We start from the raw sequence: 19,313 nt of genomic DNA, 5'->3' as shown, positions 1-19,313 counted from the left end.
CCATGATGGCCCCCCGGGTGTCGCCGTCCAACCCCGAACCTCGAAGCTCCTGGAGCTAGTAGGAGCCCTTCAGCGTCACGCCCGTGAAGGCCGAGTAGGCGCGCACCATCACGTAGTACTTGCCGGCCGTGGAGTTCGTCAGCTGGCAGGTCTCCGCGTTGCCACCCAGGTACGGGCGGCAGTCGTAGGTGCCGGAGCCCGTGCCGGGGGCCGAGCCGAAGCGGACGTACAGGTCCGCGTCACCCGTGCCGCCGCTGGTGGCGAACGTCACGCGGGTGTTGGCCGGCACGTCCATCGTGTAGTTCACGCTGGCGCTCGTGGCGGCGGACAGGCCCGTCACCGGCACGTTGTTCTGCAGCACGTTGCCCGCGGTGGCGCTCGCCGTGCCCGTCAGCGTCACGTTGGAGTAGGCCGAGTACGCGTAGAGCAGGACGTGGTAGGTGCCCGCCGTCGGATTGTTGAGGGTGCACGTCTCCGTGCTGCTGCTGCCCGCGGAGCTGCACACGTAGCTGGACGTGGTCGGCTGGGTGCCGCGCCCCACGTACAGGTCCAGGTCACCCGAGCTGCCCGTGGTGGTGAACACCAGCTTGGTCATCCCCGCGGGGACCACCAGCGAGTAGTACTTCTCATTGCCCAGGCTGCCGGAGATGCCCGTCACGGGCGTGCCGTTGGTCAGCGGGATGGAGACCGGCGGCGTCCACACGCCGTTGACCCCCACCGCCTCCCAGGCCGCCTTCACCGCGTCCTGGATGGCCTGGCTGTAGTTGAGGTCGGCCGCGGCCTGGATGGTCCACGTCTTCGCCTGGAGGAACGTGGTGCCCTCCGTGAAGATGTCCGTGTTGGCCTTGTACCAGATGCGCGCGGCCGTCTCGACGCCGATGGCCGGCACGTTGATGGTGGTGCGGCCGCGCGGGTGCGTGCCGCCCTTGGCGAGCAGCGCGAAGGCCAGGTTGGGGATGCCCGAGCTGTAGTGCACGTCGGTGCTGGACGTGTAGCTGTCGAGGTGGTCCAGCGAGACGCCGTCCTTCCTCGGGTCATCCATGTAGCGCAGGGCGTCGTTCTGCGTGTTCGGCGTCCACACCTGCTCGCCAATCATCCAGATGGCGGGCGCGGTGCTCCAGGTGCCGGACGCCCAGCTCTGGCAGATGGCGGCGAAGGTGTCCGACAGCGCCTCGTTCAGACCGCCGGACTGGCCGGAGTAGATGAGGTTGGACTCGCGCTCCGTCACCGCGTGCGTCAGCTCGTGCACCGTGACGTCCGGGTCCTTGCCCAGCTCGATGGAGTTCACGCCGTCGCCGTCGCCGTACACCATCTGGCTGCCGTTCCAGAAGGCGTTCACGTAGCCGCTGCTGTAGTGGACGGTGCTGCGCAGCTCCGCGCCCGCGTTGTCGAACGAGTCGCGGCCGAACAGCGTCTGGTAGCAGTCGTACGTGTAGCCCAGCTGCGTGTGGTTCTGGTCCACGTGCGCGTCGTTGGTGACCGCGCCCAGCTCGCCACGGCGCAGGGTGCCCGGCAGCGTGGTGCCGTTGTTGGCCGTGTACACCGCGCGGTTGCGGGCGGTGTGGATGAGCGGGTGGCGCGCCACGACGCCCGCCTTGCCGAGCGCGTCGACATAGACGTTGTCCACCAGGGGGATGCCGGAGGGCTGGGTGCCCGTCACGCGCACGTGCCAGGCGAGGAACAGCGTGCCCGCGTCGTCACGCACGTAGACCAGCCGGGGCTGGCCCTCGGAGGCGATGCCGGTGCCCGCGGTGGCACGGGCCGCCGCGCTCGCCGCCGCGGCGGCGTCCACGCGGGGCGTGGCGGGCAGGTCCACGCCGTCACGGGCGGAGCTGTTGGCCGCGTACACGTTGCCGTCGGGGCGCACGTGCAGCATCAGCTCACCGCCCACCACCTCCAGGCCGTTCTTCGTCTGGCGATAGCGCAGGTGCTGGTTGCCCTGGTTGTCCGTGCGCGCGCGCTGCAGGAACAAATCATCCGCGCGCAGGCGGAACACCGGGGCGATGTCCGTCAGCGCCGGGGCCGCCGCGAAGGCCGCCTGGCCCACGCCCAGCGCCGACAGCGTGCGCTCCACCTTGCCCAGCTCACCCACCAGCGTGTCGGGCACGCCGTCCGTGTGCGCCCCCGCCACGCCCGCGCTCGGCAGCTTCTTGAGCGACTGCTGGATGTCCGCCCCCGCCTTCACCTCGGGCGCCTTCGCCTCGTCCGGCGCGGACTCCGTGGTGCCACACGCGGTGAGCGCAACACCCAAGCAGGCCACGCCAATCGTCTTCAAGACTCGATAAGCCAAATGCAAGACCTCCAGTTGAAAGTCCATTTATTCGTGACACACCTGGAATAACGATTTCAAACGCAAAAGCCATTATTCATGTTTCGATATATTACCAACCCAGACACGTCAACTCGCTTTACGTGTGAGTCCTCGCGCGACGAGAAATGGCCAGCACGAGGGTAGGACAATGGCTCGAAAGAGCGTGTCTGACGGTAGAAGTCGAGCCCGCCTGAAAACACGTCTGCCCGTGTCTGGAAGTCAGACGTGTTTGAGAGGCATTGACTTCGCGCGGCTCAAGGGCGCGGCTGGGGCGGCTCGGCCGCGTCACCCTGGATGAGCCAGAGGCGCGCGGGAGCTTCCTCCCAGAAGCGGCGCAGGATGCGGTCCGTGCGGCTGTTCTGGGCCACGCGGTTGAGCTGGAGCGCGACGATTTCGCTCTCCACCAGCTCCGCCACGCGCACCACGCCCGAGCGCAGGCCGTACTCCTGCACGCGGCGAATCATGTTGGCGGCCTCGGGCGAGGCGGGGCGGAAGGCGCGCAGGTCCGCGAGGATTTTGATGTCCTGGCCGGCGAGCGAGTCGGTGGCCCGCTCCAGCTCCGTCACGAAGGCCTCCATCTCCGGCACCCGGATGTAGCCCTCCAGGACGAAGCCCACGATGGCGTGCGCATTGTCGACGTCGATTCGGAACACCCGGGCTCCTTCGCCACCAGCACGCGCGTCGCGCGCCCCCACAGCGTAGGAGCCCGCTGGTGGAGAGCCCAGACACCCGGGAGTGCGGGGTGGATGTCCGGTTCAGGATTCGACGCTCAGCTGCTCGAGCAACAGCTCGAAGGCGCGCCTGGCCACGGCGTCGCGCACCTGGGCGCGGACCCCGGCGAAGACATGGCGCTCCACCGTCACCGCGCCGCCCCGCCGCATCACCGCGATGAAGGCCAGGCCCACGGGCTTTTGTGGCGTGCCGCCGCCAGGGCCCGCGATGCCCGTCTCCGCGATGGCCCAGTCCGCGCTCGAGCGCTCCAACGCCCCGCGCGCCAGGGCCTCCGCCGCCTCCGCGCTCACCGAGCCATGCGCCTGGAGCAGCGCGAGCGGGACGCCGAGCTGTTCGACCTTGGACTCGTAGGAGTACGGCACGAAGCCGCGCTCCACCACCGCCGAGGCCCCGGGCACCTCCGTCAGCCGCCCGCACAGGAGCCCGCCGGTGCACGCCTCCACCAGCACCAGCCGCGCCCCCGCGCTCCGGCAGCGCTCCAGCACGCGCGCCTCCAGCGACGGCGCTTGGCGTGGGTCGTCCTGTCCGTCGTGTCCCGGCGTCACCGCGCCATCCTCGCGCACCTCCCGCCGGGCCTCAACCGTGGGCGGGCCCGGGCCGCGCGGCCAGCACCGCCACCAGCACCTCGTCCCTCCAGCGCAGGCCCACCACGCCCGGCTCGCGCTCCAGCGTCAGCGCCGGGTGCACGCCGTCGGGGCGCAGGTGCTCGAGCAGCTCCAGGGGCTCGAAGCCCGCGCGCGCCAGCCGCGCCCTCCACATGCGCGCCGTCTCGTGGCGCTCGCAGCGGGCCGACTCGTCCACCGTGCCCACCACGTCCTCCACCTCGCGCCCGAAGAAGCGCTTGATGGCGGCGCGCTCCTCGCCCGGCACGCCCAGGGAGTCGAGCAACTGGAAGACGTGCGTGAAGTGTCGCCACGCGTGGCCGAAGCGCTCCAGGGGCGCCGCCTGGAAGTGGTCCGTGTTCGGCTCGCACATCACCAGCGCCACGGGCTCCAGCGCGCGCAGCTGCCGCAGCACCGCGTCGCGGGCCGAACCCTGGCTGTCCGGCGTCTCCGCCACGTGGTGCAGGGCGAACGCCGCGTTCACCACCCGGGGGCCCGGCAGCGCGCGCAGCATGGACCACTGCGCCTCGCTCATCGCCTCCACCGGGGACTCCACGCCGATGAAGCGCACGCTCGCGCCCACCTCGCGCGCCACGCGCTCCGTCGCGGCTTTCGCCTGCGCGAGGCTCGCCCCGCTCGGGTCCACGCCCACCAGCGTCAGCTGCCCGGGCGCGGCGCCGCGTCGTGACAGGGATTGCAACAGCCGCACGGCCTGCCGTCCCTGGCCGATGCCCACGTCCACCAGCGTGGCCTCCTCCTGTCCCCCCAGCAGCGACTCCAGCACCGCGTTCGCCAGCGCGTCGGCCGTGGACGCCAGCGGCATGTGGGCCATCAGCGAGCGGAACAAATCAATCTGCCGCTCGCTCGCGTCGGGGTGCAGATAGGGATTGCGGCTCCCCGCACCCGCGCCCGCCAGGCGATGCCTCACGGCGGTGGCGAAGAGCTGGTAGCCCAGGTCCTCGGGCACCGCGTCCACGTCCAGCATCGACTCCAGCGCCCCCAGCGACGCCGTGGCCTCGTCGACGCGTCCCGACAGGCCCTGCTCCATCGCCTGGAAGAGCAGCTGCTCCTTCTGCGCGCGCATCGCCCTGACTCCTTCCCCACGAGAAGCCCCGCGTGGACTCAACGGTAATGGTGCCCTCCCGGGCCCTCCACCCGCGCCCCACGCCCGCGCCCTTCCTCCGTGAGTTGCCACACACGCGGACGCACGAACGTGCGCCCCGGCCGTCCTCGGGACGACGACGGACTCGTACCCGGCGACCAGGACCCGCCGTGAGGGACACGCCGCACGCGCGATGCATGACTTCCCGCGTAATCGAACAAACCATTCGACGCGCCGGAGGGACGGGGCGAGGCTGCGCCCACCTGAGGACTCGCCGGAGTGACAGTTCCGCGGTCATCGGGTGTTGAAGGGGGCCTCATGCGTTCCAGACGCGGTGTCTTCCTCCCGCTGCTCGTGCTCACCACGCTGTCCGTCCTCGCGCACGCCCAGGGTGTCCCCTCGCCCGCGTCGGACGCGCGCGCCATCGAGGTCCAGCTCCAGGCCAGCGACGGCGGCACCGTGCTCTCCGCCGACGACGCGGAGCGCTTGGGTGTCACCGAGGATGGCCGTGAGGCCCGGCTCCAGCCGCCCGCGCTCGTCACGCCCTCCCCGGCCGCTTGGCCCGAGGGGCTGGAGGGCACGCCGGGCGAGGTGACGCTGGAGCTCCTGGTGGACGTGGAGGGCGCGGTGGCCGAGGTGAAGGTCGTGGCCGCGCCCCAGGAGCCCCGGCTCACCGAGGCCGCGCGCCAGGCCGCGGCGGGGCTGCGCTTCACGCCCGCGGTGCTCGCCGGCGCGCCGGTGGCGGTGCGGCTGCCCTTCGTCTATCGCTTCGAGCCGCCCGCACCCGTGCCCCGCTCCACCGCGAGCCTCTCCGGAGAGGTGCGGGCCCGGGGCACGCGCCGTCCCCTCGCGGACGCCACGCTCTTCGTCGACGGCGCCACCGAGCCCTCGGGCACCGTGGACGCGGACGGGCGCTTCACGCTGGCGCTGCCGCCCGGCGCCCACCGCGTGGAGGTGCGCGCGCCGGGACATCAACCGGGCACGTTCGAGGAGACGCTGTCGGAGGGGCAGGCGCTCCAGGTCATCTACCGGCTGCAGGCCGGCCGGGTGAATCCGTACGAGACGGTGGTGCGCGACGAGCGCCCGCGCACGGAGGTGACGCGAATCACGCTGCACGAGCAGGAGCTGCGCGAAGTGCCCGGCACGCTGGGAGACCCGTTCCGCGTGGTGATGTTGATGCCCGGCGTGGGCAGCCTCGCCTCGGGCATCAGCTACCCGGTGGTGCGCGGCAGCCAGCCCGCGGCCACGGGCTTCTTCCTCGACGGCGTGCGCATCCCCATGCTGTACCACCTGATGCTCGGGCCCGCAGTGCTCCACCCGGACTTCATCGACACCGTGGACTTCTTCCCGGGCACGCCGCCGGTGCAGTACGGCCGGCTGCTGGGCGGCGCGGTGGATGGACGGCTGAGCCGTCCGCGCGAGGACCGGCTGCACGTCACCGCCTCGGTGGACCCCATCAACGCCGGCGGCTTCATCGAGTACCCGTTCGAGAGCACCGGCACCTCCGTCAGCGTCGCGGGGCGCATCAGCTATTCGGCGCTGTTGATGACGCTGGGCTCCAAGCTGCTCAGCTCGGCGGAGACGGAGAAGCTCCACGCCGACTTCTGGGACTACCAGGCGCGCGTCGAGCAGAAGGTGGGCCAGGGGCGGCTGCGGCTGTTCGCGCTGGGCAGCTCGGACGACGTGGGCTCCTCGCCGTCGCTCGACTGGGTGGGCATGACGGGGGGCCGCATCGTCTCGCGCTTCCACCGCGTGGATTTGCGCGGCACGCACCCGCTCGCGGGCGGCGACGCGGAGGTGGGCTTCACCTTCGGCACGGACGCGCTGGGGTTCACCGGCCAGGAGTCCTTCCGCACGGCGAGCGGCGCCATCGACTACCAGGACGTCGGTGAGTACGGGCTCGAACAGCTCACCTTCGCGGCGCGCGCGGGCTGGAAGCGGCGGATGAGCAACACGCTGGAGCTCGCCATCGGCGGAGACCTCGAACACCGGCGCGCGGCCACGGACATCCGGGGCACCGGCATCCCTCCCGGCAGCCGGCCCGGCGAGACGACGGACCCGCTCAAGAGTCCGTCCTCGCTGGCGATGTTCTCCGGCGCGTATCTCTCCGCGACGTGGCTGCCGGCACCCCAGTGGCTGGTGCAGCCCGGCGTGCGCGTGGACAACTACCACCTGTCCCCCGGCATCAACCACACGGTGGCGGAGCCGAGGCTCACCGTGCGGCACCAGCTCACGGACGCGCTCGTGCTCAAGGGCGGCGCGGGCGTCTTCCACCAGACGCCCACGGTGCTGGTGCACCTGCCCGCCGTGGACACGTCCAGCCTGCGCCACGGGCTCCAGGAGGGCCTGCAGTTCGACGTGGGCGCCGAGTGGAAGGCGATGGAGGGCCTGGAGCTGAGCGGCGACGTCTTCTACAACCCGCTGAATCGCACGGTGGAGCTGGACCTGCGGCAGGTGGTGGAGAACCGCCGCCGCCGGGGGCTCGACACGCCGGACCCGTCCGCCAGCGGGTATGCGTACGGCATCGACCTGATGGCGCGACACCCCTTGGGGCGGGACTGGTTCGGCTGGGTCTCCTACAGCTTCCTGCAGAGCAAGCGGCGCGTGCGCTTCGACCGGTACGGGGATGATGACCGCGTGGTGGAGACGGTGGAGGGCACGCTGCCCTTCGCCTTCGAGCAGGCGCACGTGCTCAACGCGGCGCTCAGCTACAAGCTCGGCAACAACTGGACGGTGGGCACGGTGGTGCACTTCAACACCGGCCGCCCCGAGTCCGGTGAAATCACCACGCTGACGCAGCGCCTGGTGACGGACGCGGACGGGACGCAGAGCTGGGTGCGACAGGACCGCGACAAGGCCGAGCGCCTGGACGCGTTCTTCCGCGTGGACCTGCGCGTGGCGAAGTCCTGGGCGATGGAGGACTTCACGCTCGACGCGTACCTGGACATCCTCAACGTGTCCGCGCGGCAGGAGGTGTTCGCGTACGACTACGGCTTCGACGAGGCCCTGCGCCCCGAGCGCAAGCCCACGCGCTTTCCCATCATCCTGCCGCTGCTCGGCGCGAAGGGGACGTACTGACATGCCGCGACTGCTTCGTTGCCTGCCTCTCGCCGCGCTGCTCGCCATGGGCTGCGACCGCAAGCCGGAGGACCCGGTGTTCGTGTACGGCTTCCTGCAACACCTGGATGGCTCGCCGCGTCCCGACGTCACGGTGACCTTGGAGCGCACGCGCCAGCCGAGCTACGAGCACCCCGAGAACGAGGGCTTCAAGCCCTACACGGAGGCTCGCAGCGAGGGTGGGGGCCAGGTCACGCTGGAGGTGCTCCACGGAGACGCCCTGGAGGAGGGGGAGTACGAGCGGACGCAGTACCGCTTCCGGCTGGCCGCGCCGCTCGAGGAAGGGCATGGCGTCTACACGTCCTTCGTCTTCGAGGACGACGTGGAGATTCCTCCCCTGCGCCCGTGGGCGCCGCACCTGACGGTGGGGCGGGACGCGGAGGGGCTCGCGCTGTCGTTCGACGCGGCGCCGCCGGTGCCGCCGCTTCCGCCCTCGGGGCGCCTGCTGCAATGGGAGACGGGCGATTCGCCGGACCTGGTGGCACTCGAGCCGTGGACGCCCTACCCGGTGGTCCAGCTGCATGGCCCGGGAGGAAGGCTCTGGGAGGTCCATGACGCGGCGGCGCCCTGGCGTCCCAATCCCTATCAACTGGAGGACTTCGCCGGGGTGGAGGCGCAGGTGCGCGCGGCGAGCCTGGGCACGTGGATCTTCCGTCCGCTGGCCTCCAATGACAGCACGGTGTCCTTCCGCGTGGAGTGGCGAGGCCCGCGTGTGCCCGTGCCCGTGGGCGCGTTGCATCCCGTGAGCCGAGGGGCCGCGTGCACGCCTGCTCCCGTGGGCGAGCTGTGCCCGTACACGGATGGTTCGCTGCGCAAGGTGCGCACCACGCAGGGGGCGGTGGACTCCGGCGTGAACGAGGTGGTGCTCCAGTGGGAGGCCCCCATCCGTCCCCGGCACGCCGTCATCCGGGAGGTGGAGCTGCCTTCGAGCGCCACGCCCCAGCTCCTCTTCCAGGTGGAGGGCAGCCTGGATGGAGGGAGCTGGGCGACGCTGGGGAGCGCGCCGTACGAGAACTACGACGACGTCGAGATACGAGACCCGAGCTTCTCCACGGCGCTCGACCACACGGCGGAGGACAGCCCCTATGGGGATGGGCCGCTGGACCTGAAGCGTCCGGCGCGCTTCGTCGAGGTGGCGCTGACGGGGGAGGTGCCGGTGCGCTTCGTGCGCCTGCGGGTGTTCGCGGGAGGAGGCTCGTGGACGATTCCCATCTCCGCGCTCTCGGAGCTCTCGGTGTTCGAGTAGGGGCCATCGCCCTGGAGAGCAGGTTGCTGCCCGGGGGACACGTGTCGACGTTGCGCGAGGTAGTCCACATTGCCTCGAAGGAGCAGGCCCTTGCGTACGACGCCCGAGAAGAAGATGTCCCTGCTGACGGAGAACGAAGCCCAGCTCGTGCTCGCCAGCGCGCCCCACAATCTGATGGAGCTGTCCCGCCGCGAGCTGCGAGGTCGCATCCAGCGCGCGCGGCGGCTGATGGACAAGTATGACGGCCTGGCGACGCGTCAGCGGCGCGAGGCCCTGGGCAGGCGCACGCCCACGCGCTCCAAGCGCGCCGAGGGCAACGCGAACACGCGGCGCAAGGCCACCTACTTCCGTCAGGCGCTGATGCGCTTCGAGAAGCGCCTGGCGATGCTGGACCGCCAGGAGGCGATGATGGCCAAGCGGGCCCGTGTCACGAGGAAGGCCACGGGGGCCCGGAGGACGACGCGGGCCGCGGGTGGGAGTACGCGGAGGACTCGGACGGCGACGCGGACCCCGAGCGGGGTGCGGAGGACGCGCGCGGGCACGGCGACGCGGGCCCCGGGTGGCATGCGCGCGACGAGCACGGGCGCGACGACGCGAGCCGTGGGTGGGCGCAAGCCCGTGCGCCGCATGAGCGCCGCAGGTCGCACCGCGACGGGCTCGGTGCGCGAAATGAAGGCCCAGCGTCGCAAGGGCGGGGCTCGCAAGCAGCAGGGCTTCGGCTCCATGCGCCGCGCGTCGCATGTCCGGGGTCGCAACCGGCGCACGCAGGCGCGCAAGGACTCGCGCCGCTGAGCTTCACGGTTCACCGCACCGCCTCGTCGCACCCGACGAGGCTCGGCGAGGAAGTCGTCAGGATTGAGCGGAAGTCGGCGTGGACGCGTACAGCGCCGAGACTTGCTCCGTCACGCTCTCCAGCCATGCCCGCGCCAGTGCCCAGTTGCGAACCGGCTTCGGATAACGCCACGCGGGGAAGTCCGTCTCCTCGTCGCTGCGACAACCCGCGGTCGCGACACCTTGGGCGTCGACCCAGGCTTGCGCTTCGACTGCGAGCGACGCGAGCCGCTTGTCCAAGCCCCATGCGCAGATGACGAGCGGCGCGCCCAGCAAGTCGGTGCCAATCGCCGCATTCGCCTCTGCGAATACGCACCCCAGGTCCGCGTGGGTCGCGCCCTTGCTGATGAGCGCGAACAGGTCGGCGCTCTTGGCCGCGCGAACATCGGACAGGTTCACGACCCGCACATGGGTCATGCCGACGGCCTCCATGACACGCATGATCCGGTACTGGACCGCGTCGGGTTTGGTGGGCACCAGGAGCCCCGCATGCTCGCGCGAACCGAAGCCTGGCTTCGGCGCCGATGAGCCCGGATTCATCATCACCACCAACGCCTCAGGCTGCTCGGCGAGCTTCTCGGGCGGGAGCGGAGCGAGCACCGACGGCTTGCCTGCACGAATCTCGAGCACGGCTCGCCGCTGGAAGTCGGCGCGCGCATCATCCCAATCGTGGAACAGACCCCAACAGGCGTAGTGGTTCTTCAGGCGCTTCATGGCGGCTCCCTGATGGGGGGTTCGCCGCGCTCCATCCGCGCGGAATGGAGCGCGCACTGACGCGAGCCTCAGGCCCGCCGACGGCGCGTGAGCGCGGTGACACCGGCCAGCGCGAGCATCAGCCACAGCGCCATCGCGCCAGGGCCCGTGGCGCTGCAGCCACCGCCCGTCACCTGGGGCTCCTCGGACGAACCCGAGTCGGGCTGACCGGGGTTGCCCGCATCGGGCGTCCCCGGGCCGGCGTCGGGCGTGCCAGCGCCCGCGTCGGGCGTCTTGGTGATGGTGCTCTCGTCCAGGTACGCGCCGCACGCCGGGTCGGCCGTGCCCTCCGCGCGGTGCGCCAGCGCGAGCGCATACGCCCCCGCGCCGAAGCCCACCATGGGGGAGTTGTACTTGTAGGTGCCGTTGAGCTCGTCATACGTCTCGGACACGGCGAGGTAGTTCTTCAGCGACTGGTCCGTCACCCACTTGAGCACCCGCTCCGCGCGCTCCGGGTCTCCCGCCATCCGCTTCGCCATGGCGCCGCGCAGGCTCACGATGACCCACTCCGCGCTGTCGTACTCGCCGCCCCAGGGGCTCAGGTCCGCGCCGCCCGTGTGGTCATAGCGGTCATCGTTGCGCGACCAGCCCGCGCCCGCGGGAGAGGACAGGCGCAGGTCCAGTCCGCGAATCGTCTCGCGAGCAATCTTCCCCGCCGGGTCGAACAGCTCGAACGCGAACGCGTCCAGCACCGCCGCGTCCCAGTAGCCGCGACCCGAGCGCACCTCCTCCAGGTTGGAGCCGAGCGCGAAGTTGTGGTCCGTCAGCTTCTCCGCCATCGCGCGGCGGATGGACTCGCCGGCGTTGCGGTAGCGCGTGGCGCGCTCGGTGTCACCGACGCGCTCGGCCAGTGCCGCCGCGTCACACAGGCCGCGCGCCGCGGTGAGGCTCGTGTACGTCCACGCGCGCTGCCGCCCGTTCCAGTGCGTCTCCCAGATGGACGAGTCCGCGCGGATGAGCCCCGTCTGCGGGTCGATGAGCGCCACCAGCGCGTCGCCCACCTTCGTGGACACGGTGGGCCACGTCTGGTCGACGAGGGTGACGTCTCCGGTGGTGCGCTCGTAGTGGCGCAGCGCCCAGAGGAACAGCCCGAAGCCGTCGAACTCGATGTTCGGTCCCGCTTCGTTGAAGTCCGTCTCCTCCACGCCGAAGCCGTGGTAGCGCGTGAGCGTGATGATGTACGGCGGCATGGAGTACGGCTGCAGCTCGCGCCAGTTCTGGAACCGGCCGCTGTCCGCGTTGAGGTAGTAGGACAGCGCCTCGCGCGCGTCGGTGTTCATGCCCAGCGTGGCCATGGCGGCGGCCGCGTAGGCGCCGTCGCGAATCCACGCGTAGGTCCACTGTCCGGGCGGGAGGCTCGCGAGCACCGCGCCCTTGCCCGCGTGCTTCACCCAGCCGGGCAGCGTGGCCGGTGAGCCATTGGGGGCCTTGAAGCGCGTCGCGCGGGGCTCGCCGTCGCGGGAGAGGAACTCGCGCAGCCAGGCCTCGCTGGAGCGGACCTGGGCCATGTGCATCACGACGGCGGAGTGGCGCAGCAGGGTCTCCTCGTTGTCGGACAGGCCGGAGGGGACCTTCACGGTGTCGGTCTGGAAGGAGGCCCAGCGGGCGACCTCGGCGTCGACCAGGGCCTTGGCGTCGGAGGTGCCCACGTAGTCGGACAGCCACTGGCGCGCGGTGGCGGAGCCCTCGGGGTTGCCGAAGTGCACGAAGGCGACGCCGGCCCACTTCTCCGCGCCGGCGGCGATGTCACCCAGGTTGAACTGGTAGGCGGTGGCCCAGCCCTTGGCGGCCGAGGGCTGCGCGGTGAAGTCCTGCAGGTCCTGGCCACCGCCGCTCTGCACCACGTTGTAGCCGTTGGCGGTGCCCGTCGCGGTGGAGTTCCACGCGGACTTGCGAGCCACAGTGCCCAGGGGGCGGCCCACGACGACGCCGGCGAAGCCCTTCTCGACGAAGTCGTTGCCGCTCAGCTCGACGGTCTCGCCGTTCTCGTCGATGTCGGACATGACGCCGGGGCGACCGAAGCCCAGGTGGAAGTTCTGGAGGGAGAAGACGCTGACGCCGGTGGAGGGCGCGGTGCCGGTGTTGCGCACGCGCAGGGCCATGACGAAGGCGGCGTGGGGGACGGCTTGGGGGGCGAAGACGTAGGTGGTGACTTCGAGGGTGCCCACGCGCTGGACCATGCGAGCGAGGCCGGTGCCGCCGTTCTCACCGGTGGCCCAGGGGGCGTAGCCGCTCGCGTCCAGGTCGACGTCCTGGGCGCTCAGCCAGCGCTGGGAGCCGCCGGAGCGCAGGCCGAAGAACGCGTCGAAGAGGACATCGCGCGCGTGGACGACCTGGGGCTGGCCGCGGACGAAGACGTCGTTGCCCACGCCGTCGATGACGGGCTCCTCGGTGGCGAAGAGGTGCTCGCGGAAGTGGGAGACCTTCTTCTGCTCCAGGTCGAGCATCACGGCGCCGTGGCCGTTGGAGGAGGCGAGCCTGGTGAAGGTGCGCTGGACCGCGACCTCGGCGCGAGCCTCGATGGAGAGGCCACACAGCAGGGGAACGAGGAAGAGGGTCAAGGCCCGGGCGGAGGCACGACACAGGTGGGGGAGACGCTTCATGCCGCCGATTCTGGAGTGCTTCCCGCCCCAGGCCAACCGGGGACGTCGCTTCCCTGTGTCACGGGTGCCCGTGGACCCGTGACGGTGGTCCGCTCCGGCGACGAGTTGCCAGGCTGCTCAGACCTCGTCGAACCGTCCTCCCGAGATACCGTTCGCCTCCAGCGCGTCCTTGAGTTCCTCGTCGACGATCAGGGCGGCGGGCCATCCCCAGGGTCGGAACACGCGGGCATTCGCGACCTTCGTTGGGTCGATTCGCAGACCGATGACCGACCGGTACTCGCCCACCCGGTCCGCATGCAGCTTGTCGTCCGCGGTGTAGAGCTGCACCTCACGACAAGCTGCATCATCGATACAGCGAATGGTCCGAGCGACATTCAAAATGAAATAGGGGCTCGACTCTCCTTCGACCTCCACCGGGAACAACTGGACATCGTCGGGTGCCATCTCGCGGAAGATGGACGCCACACGCCCGCTCACGACAGGTGCCAACCCCGTTCCGGCAAACTCGATATCGAGCGGTATGCCTGGACGAGAGATGGGCACTCTCAGCTGCGCCTGTGGCGCGATGGGCCGCCCATCCGAGAACATCCAGACATCCTCCAACGCCTGACCTGTCACTGACGTCGGGTCGTCGAGGTACCACCGTCCCTTGACGTATTCGTCCATGCTCAGGTCGAAGTAGCGCTGTGCCATGTCCCTACTCTCAGGTTCCCTGCACCAGGAGCCTTCTCAGCTCGGACCCGTCCCTTATGAGGTCCTGTGCGATCCTGACAAGCTCCTCCACCAGCAGGGCCCGACAGCGCTCCGCGCCTCCGCATCGCCTCGTCGCCCGGTCAATCCGCCGGAAGACCTCCACCACCCAAGGTCCATGACAATCCAATGGATCTTGAAGGTCCATGTCCTCATGAACGTCCAGCCCATGGCCGGAACTGCGCCATCGGCGCTCGGATCATTCGACCGCGCATCCTCACTGCCACCAGTCCCTCCAACGCGTGGCCCACGGGCGAGGATGGGATGTCCAGCAATCCACATTGGAAGCAAGGCAGTGCGCGTAACGCGCCAGGCAGCGCCGACCAGCCGCCGCGCGACACCCAGGTATGAGCTACAGACCTGCTCCACGCGTTTCGTCCCCGGCCCATCGCCCTCCACGGACATTGAGCCGCGACTTCTGACGCACGGCGCCTTCTCGCATCGAGACACCGTAAGCCCCCGCGCCCCCTCGGGTTTCACGTACGCGTGACACAGGGCGCGCCGTGCATCGCGGCATCCGCGCGCAACGGCGTGTCGTCAGGAGACAACGGGTTGTCGCCCACGTTCGTCTCAAGACATGCGACTTCTTGCGTTCTGTGAAGTGCACGGCCCTCGGTCAACCAGGCCGAGACACGGGGGGGGACAAAGGCATGATTTCGCTCGACGGGTCCACGGTGAGGCTCTGGAAGACGCTGAGCTGCTTCCTCAGGGTCCTCATGACGCAGGTGCTCTACGTGGCACCGCTGTTCTGGTTCATGGAGCTGTCCCAGAACGTGGCCTGGCGATGGATGAACGGCGACTGGGGGTGGCACTACCCGGAGTCGCCGTACCACTGGTTCTCCTTCGGCAGCATGATTCTGTGGGCCGGGTGCGTGGGCCTCTTGTGGACCCTGCACTACTTCTGGTTCTACCCGCGCCGCATCAAGGTCTGGACGCGCGTGGGCATCGGCGCCGTGGCGTGCTTCATGGGCGAGTGGTTCGGCGGCTACATGGCCGCCAACGTGTTCAACCATCCCCTCCAGGTGTGGCCGGGCTCGCCGCTCATCTACGTGCACTACGCGGCCATGTTCTTCTGGGTGAGCAACGTCATCGTCTACCACCTGGTCACCGTGAACGTGGTCGACCTCACCCCCACCTACGACGCCCCGCCCGACACCGGCCCCCAGGTGGCCTGAGTCTCCGGACACCCGTCCCTCCAGGGCAGGGCTCTGTGCTGGAATGCACGCAACGCCTGTCACGCGTGAGTCCCTCGGGCTCACGTGAGGCAGCGCAGGCGCGGTTCCACACAACCTGGAGGAAGCCCCATGCTGAACAAGGTGTTCATGTCCGCGGTGGTGATGCTGGTGGGCCTGCTGGGCGTCGTCGCCACGAGCGGAGCAGAGGTGACGAGCCTCGAAGCCAGCGAGCAGGTCTGTGTCGCCGCGCGCACCGCACAGGAGCTGGTGCCTCCGGGCCCCACGGCCGCGTGTCCCTCGTACTGCGGACCAGCCCGGGTCGCCTGTGTCGCCGGCTGCGACGGCGACGCCGCGTGCCGCGCCGTGTGCCAGGACCAGTACATCACCTGCTGCGGCTTCTGAGCGTCGCCTGCTCCTCGCCGCGTGGCTTCTCGCGCGGCGAGCCTGCGACAGACACATCAGGCGAGCACTCGAATCGCCCACCCGAGGTGTCCAGACTCAATCACATATAGACGAACCGGCTACGGCCAATCCGGGTCGCACTGCCATCGTCCCAAGCAGATGCAGCTTCCAGGAACATCCACCGGATAACAGCACCTCCTCCTCGTCTCCTCGTCAGAGCAGTACGTCCGGTGCACGAACTTGCAGGGCGTATCATCAATGCATCCAGGTGGCCCGGAGGGGCACGGAGTGAAGACCCCGTCGCACGTCACGCCCTGGTAGTCCGTCGTCGTGCACGTCGAAGTCCCCGCCGGACAACTGACCGAGCCCGAGGAACAGAGCGCGGTACAGACCGCGAGTTCATGCGAGGACGACTCCAGCGCCTCGCCCTCGACGGCGACCCCGGTCGACGGACTTCCACACCCCATCACCAGACTCACAGCACAGGCCAAAACCCACGACTTCAAGCACTTCATGGCAGCCCTCCCGTTTCGTGGAGCTGTGCGAGCCAGGGATGTTCGAGCCACCCTCATCCTCAGCCAGGCGTGCCAGCCTGACAATCATGTCCCCCGGGACCCACCCTCTCACCACTCTTGCCTTTGCATCCGCACGCCCCCCCCACCGGGCAACGACTCACACACATCTTCGCACCGCACACCGGAACGCCCTGAGCGATGCTGCCCCGCGAGAACCCATCACCCCAGGGACGAGCACATGACCGTCAAGCGCTTGGACAACATTGGCATCGTCGTCGAGGACCTCCCGGCGGCCATCGCCTTCTTCACCGAGCTGGGCCTGGAGCTCGAGGGCGAGATGCCCGTCGCCGGTGACTGGGTCGACCGCTGCGTCGGACTCGAGAACGTCCAGGTCGACATCGCGATGATGCGGACCCCGAATGGCCAGACCCGCCTCGAGCTGACCAGGTTCCACCACCCCGCGGCAACCCACGGCGAGCCGAAGAACGCGCCCGCCAACATCATGGGCCTGCGTCGCATCATGTTCGCCGTCGATGACCTCCACGACACCGTCACCCGCCTGCGCAAACACGGCGCCGAGCTCGTCGGCGAGGTCGCCCGCTACCAGGACCTCTACCTGCTCTGCTACCTCCGAGGCCCCTCGGGCATCATCGTCGCCCTGGCCGAGGAGCTCCGCTGAAGCCCCTCATCAGCGAACGACGATTCCATCCAGGAACAGGTTCACCAGCCGCACGATGCTCGCCTTCGAGGACTCCGCGGAGGTCGCCAACGAAACCGCGGTGGTGACACACACCAGGTCGTCGAACGAGACACCCCGCCGGACGGCGCCGACCTGCTGCGCGCGCTCCAGCAACCGCTGCCCCTCCTCCGCGATGGCCTGCCCCCCCGGCGTGCCACATCGGAGCACCGTCCCCAACGACGCCGCGAGCCCGCGATAGACGTTCGTGTGCGCCGTGAACTCGTGGAGGAAGGAACGCAGCGCGCTGCTCGGGTCCGCCCCCTTGTCCCGCTCGCGGCTCGCCTTGACGACCGACAGGAGCCGGTCGTCGAACATCGCGGCCACCAGCGCCTCCCGCGTCGGGAAGCGGCGATACAACGTCCCGATTCCCACCTCCGCGCGCTTGGCGACATCGTCCAGCGACGCGTCCGCCCCCTGCTCCAGGAACACCTCCTCCGCAGCCGCGAGCAGGCGCTCACGGTTGCGCTGTGCATCGGCACGAAGCGGAGAAGAGTCCTCGGTGGCAGGTCGCTTGGTTCTCGTCACTTGCAAAGCGGAGGCTACCTCCGTATATCAAGCGGAGCAATCCTCCGCTTACAGCAAGGAGCAACCCGCGATGCTCAGGCGCTTCGAGAACAAGGTGGTGGCGATTACCGGGGGCAGTGAAGGGATTGGCCTCGCGACGGCCAAGGCCTTCGCCGCCGAAGGGGCCCGGGTGTACGTGACGGCACGTCGACAGGAGCGACTCGACGCCGCGGTGAGGGACATCGGCCATGGCGCCGTCGGCGTCCAGGGAGACGCGTCGAACCTGGCCGACCTGGACAGGCTCTACGAGCGCATCGCGCGCGACCACGGCCGCCTGGATGTCGTGTTCGCCAACGTCGGCATCTCCGACGACAGACCGCGCCCCCTGGGAGAGATTGGAGCGGAGGACTTCGACCGCATCATCGGCACCAACGTCCGCGGAATGCTCTTCACCGTGCAGAAGGCGCTGCCGCTCCTGGCGGCGAACGGGGCCATTGTCCTCAACGGCTCGGCCAGTGGAAGCAAGGGGTTCGCCGGCCAGGCGCTCTATAATGCCTCCAAGGCGGCGGTCCGCTCGTTCGCGCGAACCTGGACGAGCGAGCTGAAGGACCGGGGCATCCGCGTGAATGTCATCTCACCGGGAGCGACCGACACGCCGTCGATGCGGGACTGGCTCGACAAGCGCCCGGGGAGCGAGGAGATGGTGGCGCAGATGATTCCGCTCGGACGCCTGGGCCTGTCGGAGGAGGTCGCCCGGTCCGTGCTGTTCCTCGCCTCGAGCGAGAGCAGCTATATCGCGGGCGTCGAGCTGCACGTGGATGGCGGAGCGATGGCCGTCTGAGCGGCCCCCGCACGCGTCACCCCACCATCGCCGCGCGCCCCTCCAGCGGGAGCCGCAGCCGCGCCCGGCACCCGCGTCCCTCCGGACGGTTCTCCAGGCGCAGCGTGCCACCGTGCGCCTCGGCAATCTGCTGACTCAGCGCCAGGCCGATGCCGCTGCCCTGCGGCTTCGTCGTGAAGAACGGCACGAACAGGTTCCCCGTGTCCGCCAGCCCAGGGCCCTCGTCCTCCACCCAGACCTCCACCGCCCCCGGCGACAACACCGCCCACGACACCCAGACGTCGCCACCGCGCGGCTCCGCCAGCACCGCGTCCACCGCGTTGCGCACCAGGTTGATGAGCAACTGCTCCAGCTGGTCCGAGTCCCCACGCACCACCAGCGACGGCCCCGTCCGCACCGCCACGGCCCTGCGGTGCTCCAGCGCCGCCACGCGCCGCACCCACCCGTCCACCTCCACGCCTCGCAGCACCGGCGGCGGCAGCCTGGCCAGCCGCGCGTACGCGGACATGAACCGCGCCAGCGCCTCCGAGCGCCTCGCAACGATTCCCAGGCCGCTCTTCGCGTCGTCCTCCCAGTCCGGCGGCCGAGGCTCCATCACCAGCGTGTCCCGCAGCGCCTCCGCGATGGACTGGATGGGCGCCAGCGAGTTGTTGATTTCATGGCTCAACACGCGCACCAGCCGGCGCCACGCCTCGCGCTCCTGCTCGCGCAACGCCAGCCGCAAATCGGCAATCACCACCAGGTGATGCGGCAACCCGCCCTGACGGAACGCCCCGCGCCGCAGCTCGTACGGCCCGCCCTCCTCCGCGAAGGTGCGCGACAGCCTGCGCGGCGCCGGGCCCTCCAGCAGGTCCGCCAGCCCCACCGAGCCCGCGCCCTTCCCCATCAACTGCGAGCGCGACTGGCCCAACAGCTTCTCACCCGCCCGGTTCACCAACCGCAGCGTCCCCGCCACGTCGAAGGCCAGCACCGTGACGTCGATCTCCTCCATCACCTGCTCGAGCAGCGCCCCCGCCTCCAGCGCCCCCAGTCGCTGCTCGCGCAAGGTGTCGCCCAGCGCGTTCACCTCCAGCAGCACCTCGCCCAGCGC

General features: G+C 69.9%; 16 protein-coding genes. 7 read left to right on the top strand and 9 right to left on the bottom strand.

The features are described from left to right. Window positions 1–55: 55 nt before the first annotated feature. The 4 genes from FL311_RS19745 to FL311_RS19730 all read right to left on the bottom strand — a co-directional run bounded on the left by FL311_RS19745 (window position 56) and on the right by FL311_RS19730 (window position 4,729). Entirely contained in the window at window positions 56–2,290 is a 2,235-nt protein-coding gene (locus FL311_RS19745) for a M4 family metallopeptidase (RefSeq protein ID WP_141327050.1), read from the bottom strand. A gap of 275 nt (window positions 2,291–2,565) precedes the next feature. After that, window positions 2,566–2,964, bottom strand: coding sequence for an STAS/SEC14 domain-containing protein (locus tag FL311_RS19740; RefSeq protein ID WP_141327048.1), 399 nt, complete (start codon window positions 2,962–2,964; stop codon window positions 2,566–2,568). A gap of 102 nt (window positions 2,965–3,066) precedes the next feature. Beyond that, complete coding sequence (locus FL311_RS19735; RefSeq protein WP_194869274.1) at window positions 3,067–3,540, bottom strand: CinA family protein; 474 nt, start codon at window positions 3,538–3,540, stop codon at window positions 3,067–3,069. A 79-nt stretch (window positions 3,541–3,619) separates the two neighbouring features. After that, complete coding sequence (locus tag FL311_RS19730; RefSeq protein WP_141327044.1) at window positions 3,620–4,729, bottom strand: GRAS family protein; 1,110 nt, start codon at window positions 4,727–4,729, stop codon at window positions 3,620–3,622. A gap of 336 nt (window positions 4,730–5,065) precedes the next feature. Between FL311_RS19730 and FL311_RS19725 the strand changes: the two genes are divergently transcribed. The 3 genes from FL311_RS19725 (at window position 5,066) to FL311_RS19715 (ending at window position 9,902) form a co-directional block, all read left to right on the top strand. Continuing rightward, on the top strand, window positions 5,066–7,825 hold the full coding sequence (locus FL311_RS19725) for a TonB-dependent receptor (RefSeq protein ID WP_141327042.1): 2,760 nt from the start codon (window positions 5,066–5,068) through the stop codon (window positions 7,823–7,825). A gap of 1 nt (window position 7,826) precedes the next feature. Beyond that, complete coding sequence (locus tag FL311_RS19720) at window positions 7,827–9,110, top strand: hypothetical protein (protein WP_141327040.1); 1,284 nt, start codon at window positions 7,827–7,829, stop codon at window positions 9,108–9,110. A gap of 90 nt (window positions 9,111–9,200) precedes the next feature. Then, on the top strand, window positions 9,201–9,902 hold the full coding sequence (locus tag FL311_RS19715; RefSeq protein ID WP_141327038.1) for a hypothetical protein: 702 nt from the start codon (window positions 9,201–9,203) through the stop codon (window positions 9,900–9,902). A gap of 57 nt (window positions 9,903–9,959) precedes the next feature. On the opposite strand, the gene FL311_RS19710 is transcribed toward FL311_RS19715, so the two are convergent. The 3 genes from FL311_RS19710 to FL311_RS19700 form a co-directional block, all read right to left on the bottom strand. Then, window positions 9,960–10,655 carry a DUF1643 domain-containing protein gene (locus tag FL311_RS19710; RefSeq protein WP_141327036.1) on the bottom strand — a complete coding sequence of 232 codons (696 nt, stop codon included), beginning with the start codon at window positions 10,653–10,655 and terminating at the stop codon, window positions 9,960–9,962. 68 nt (window positions 10,656–10,723) lie between these two features. Next, complete coding sequence (locus FL311_RS19705) at window positions 10,724–13,297, bottom strand: glycoside hydrolase family 15 protein (RefSeq protein WP_141327034.1); 2,574 nt, start codon at window positions 13,295–13,297, stop codon at window positions 10,724–10,726. 117 nt (window positions 13,298–13,414) lie between these two features. Then, complete coding sequence (locus tag FL311_RS19700; RefSeq protein WP_141327032.1) at window positions 13,415–13,990, bottom strand: DUF1629 domain-containing protein; 576 nt, start codon at window positions 13,988–13,990, stop codon at window positions 13,415–13,417. Between the two features lie 707 nt (window positions 13,991–14,697). On the opposite strand from FL311_RS19700, the gene FL311_RS19695 reads away from it, so the two are divergent. From FL311_RS19695 to FL311_RS19685, 3 genes are all read left to right on the top strand, one after another. Next, a complete protein-coding gene (locus tag FL311_RS19695) occupies window positions 14,698–15,222 on the top strand; it encodes a hypothetical protein (RefSeq protein ID WP_141327030.1) in 525 nt (174 codons plus the stop codon). 129 nt (window positions 15,223–15,351) lie between these two features. Then, window positions 15,352–15,624, top strand: a complete 273-nt coding sequence (locus FL311_RS19690) for a hypothetical protein (protein ID WP_141327028.1) — start codon at window positions 15,352–15,354, stop codon at window positions 15,622–15,624. Window positions 15,625–16,377: 753 nt separating this feature from the next. After that, window positions 16,378–16,818: a VOC family protein gene (locus FL311_RS19685; RefSeq protein ID WP_141327026.1), complete on the top strand. Its 441-nt coding sequence runs from the start codon at window positions 16,378–16,380 to the stop codon at window positions 16,816–16,818. Window positions 16,819–16,827: 9 nt separating this feature from the next. On the opposite strand, the gene FL311_RS46140 is transcribed toward FL311_RS19685, so the two are convergent. Next, window positions 16,828–17,403, bottom strand: coding sequence for a TetR/AcrR family transcriptional regulator (locus tag FL311_RS46140; RefSeq protein WP_141327024.1), 576 nt, complete (start codon window positions 17,401–17,403; stop codon window positions 16,828–16,830). 70 nt (window positions 17,404–17,473) lie between these two features. On the opposite strand from FL311_RS46140, the gene FL311_RS19675 reads away from it, so the two are divergent. Beyond that, window positions 17,474–18,223: an SDR family NAD(P)-dependent oxidoreductase gene (locus tag FL311_RS19675; RefSeq protein WP_141327022.1), complete on the top strand. Its 750-nt coding sequence runs from the start codon at window positions 17,474–17,476 to the stop codon at window positions 18,221–18,223. A gap of 16 nt (window positions 18,224–18,239) precedes the next feature. On the opposite strand, the gene FL311_RS19670 is transcribed toward FL311_RS19675, so the two are convergent. After that, the coding region (locus tag FL311_RS19670; protein WP_141327020.1) for a PAS domain-containing sensor histidine kinase at window positions 18,240–19,313 on the bottom strand (1,074 nt) is incomplete at its 5' end.

The organism is Myxococcus sp. AB025B (assembly GCF_006518215.1).
GTDB classification, from domain to species: Bacteria; Myxococcota; Myxococcia; order Myxococcales; family Myxococcaceae; genus Myxococcus; species Myxococcus fulvus.
Note: the sequence above shows the minus strand (reverse complement) of the source record. Positions and strands in the feature narration are given on the sequence as shown.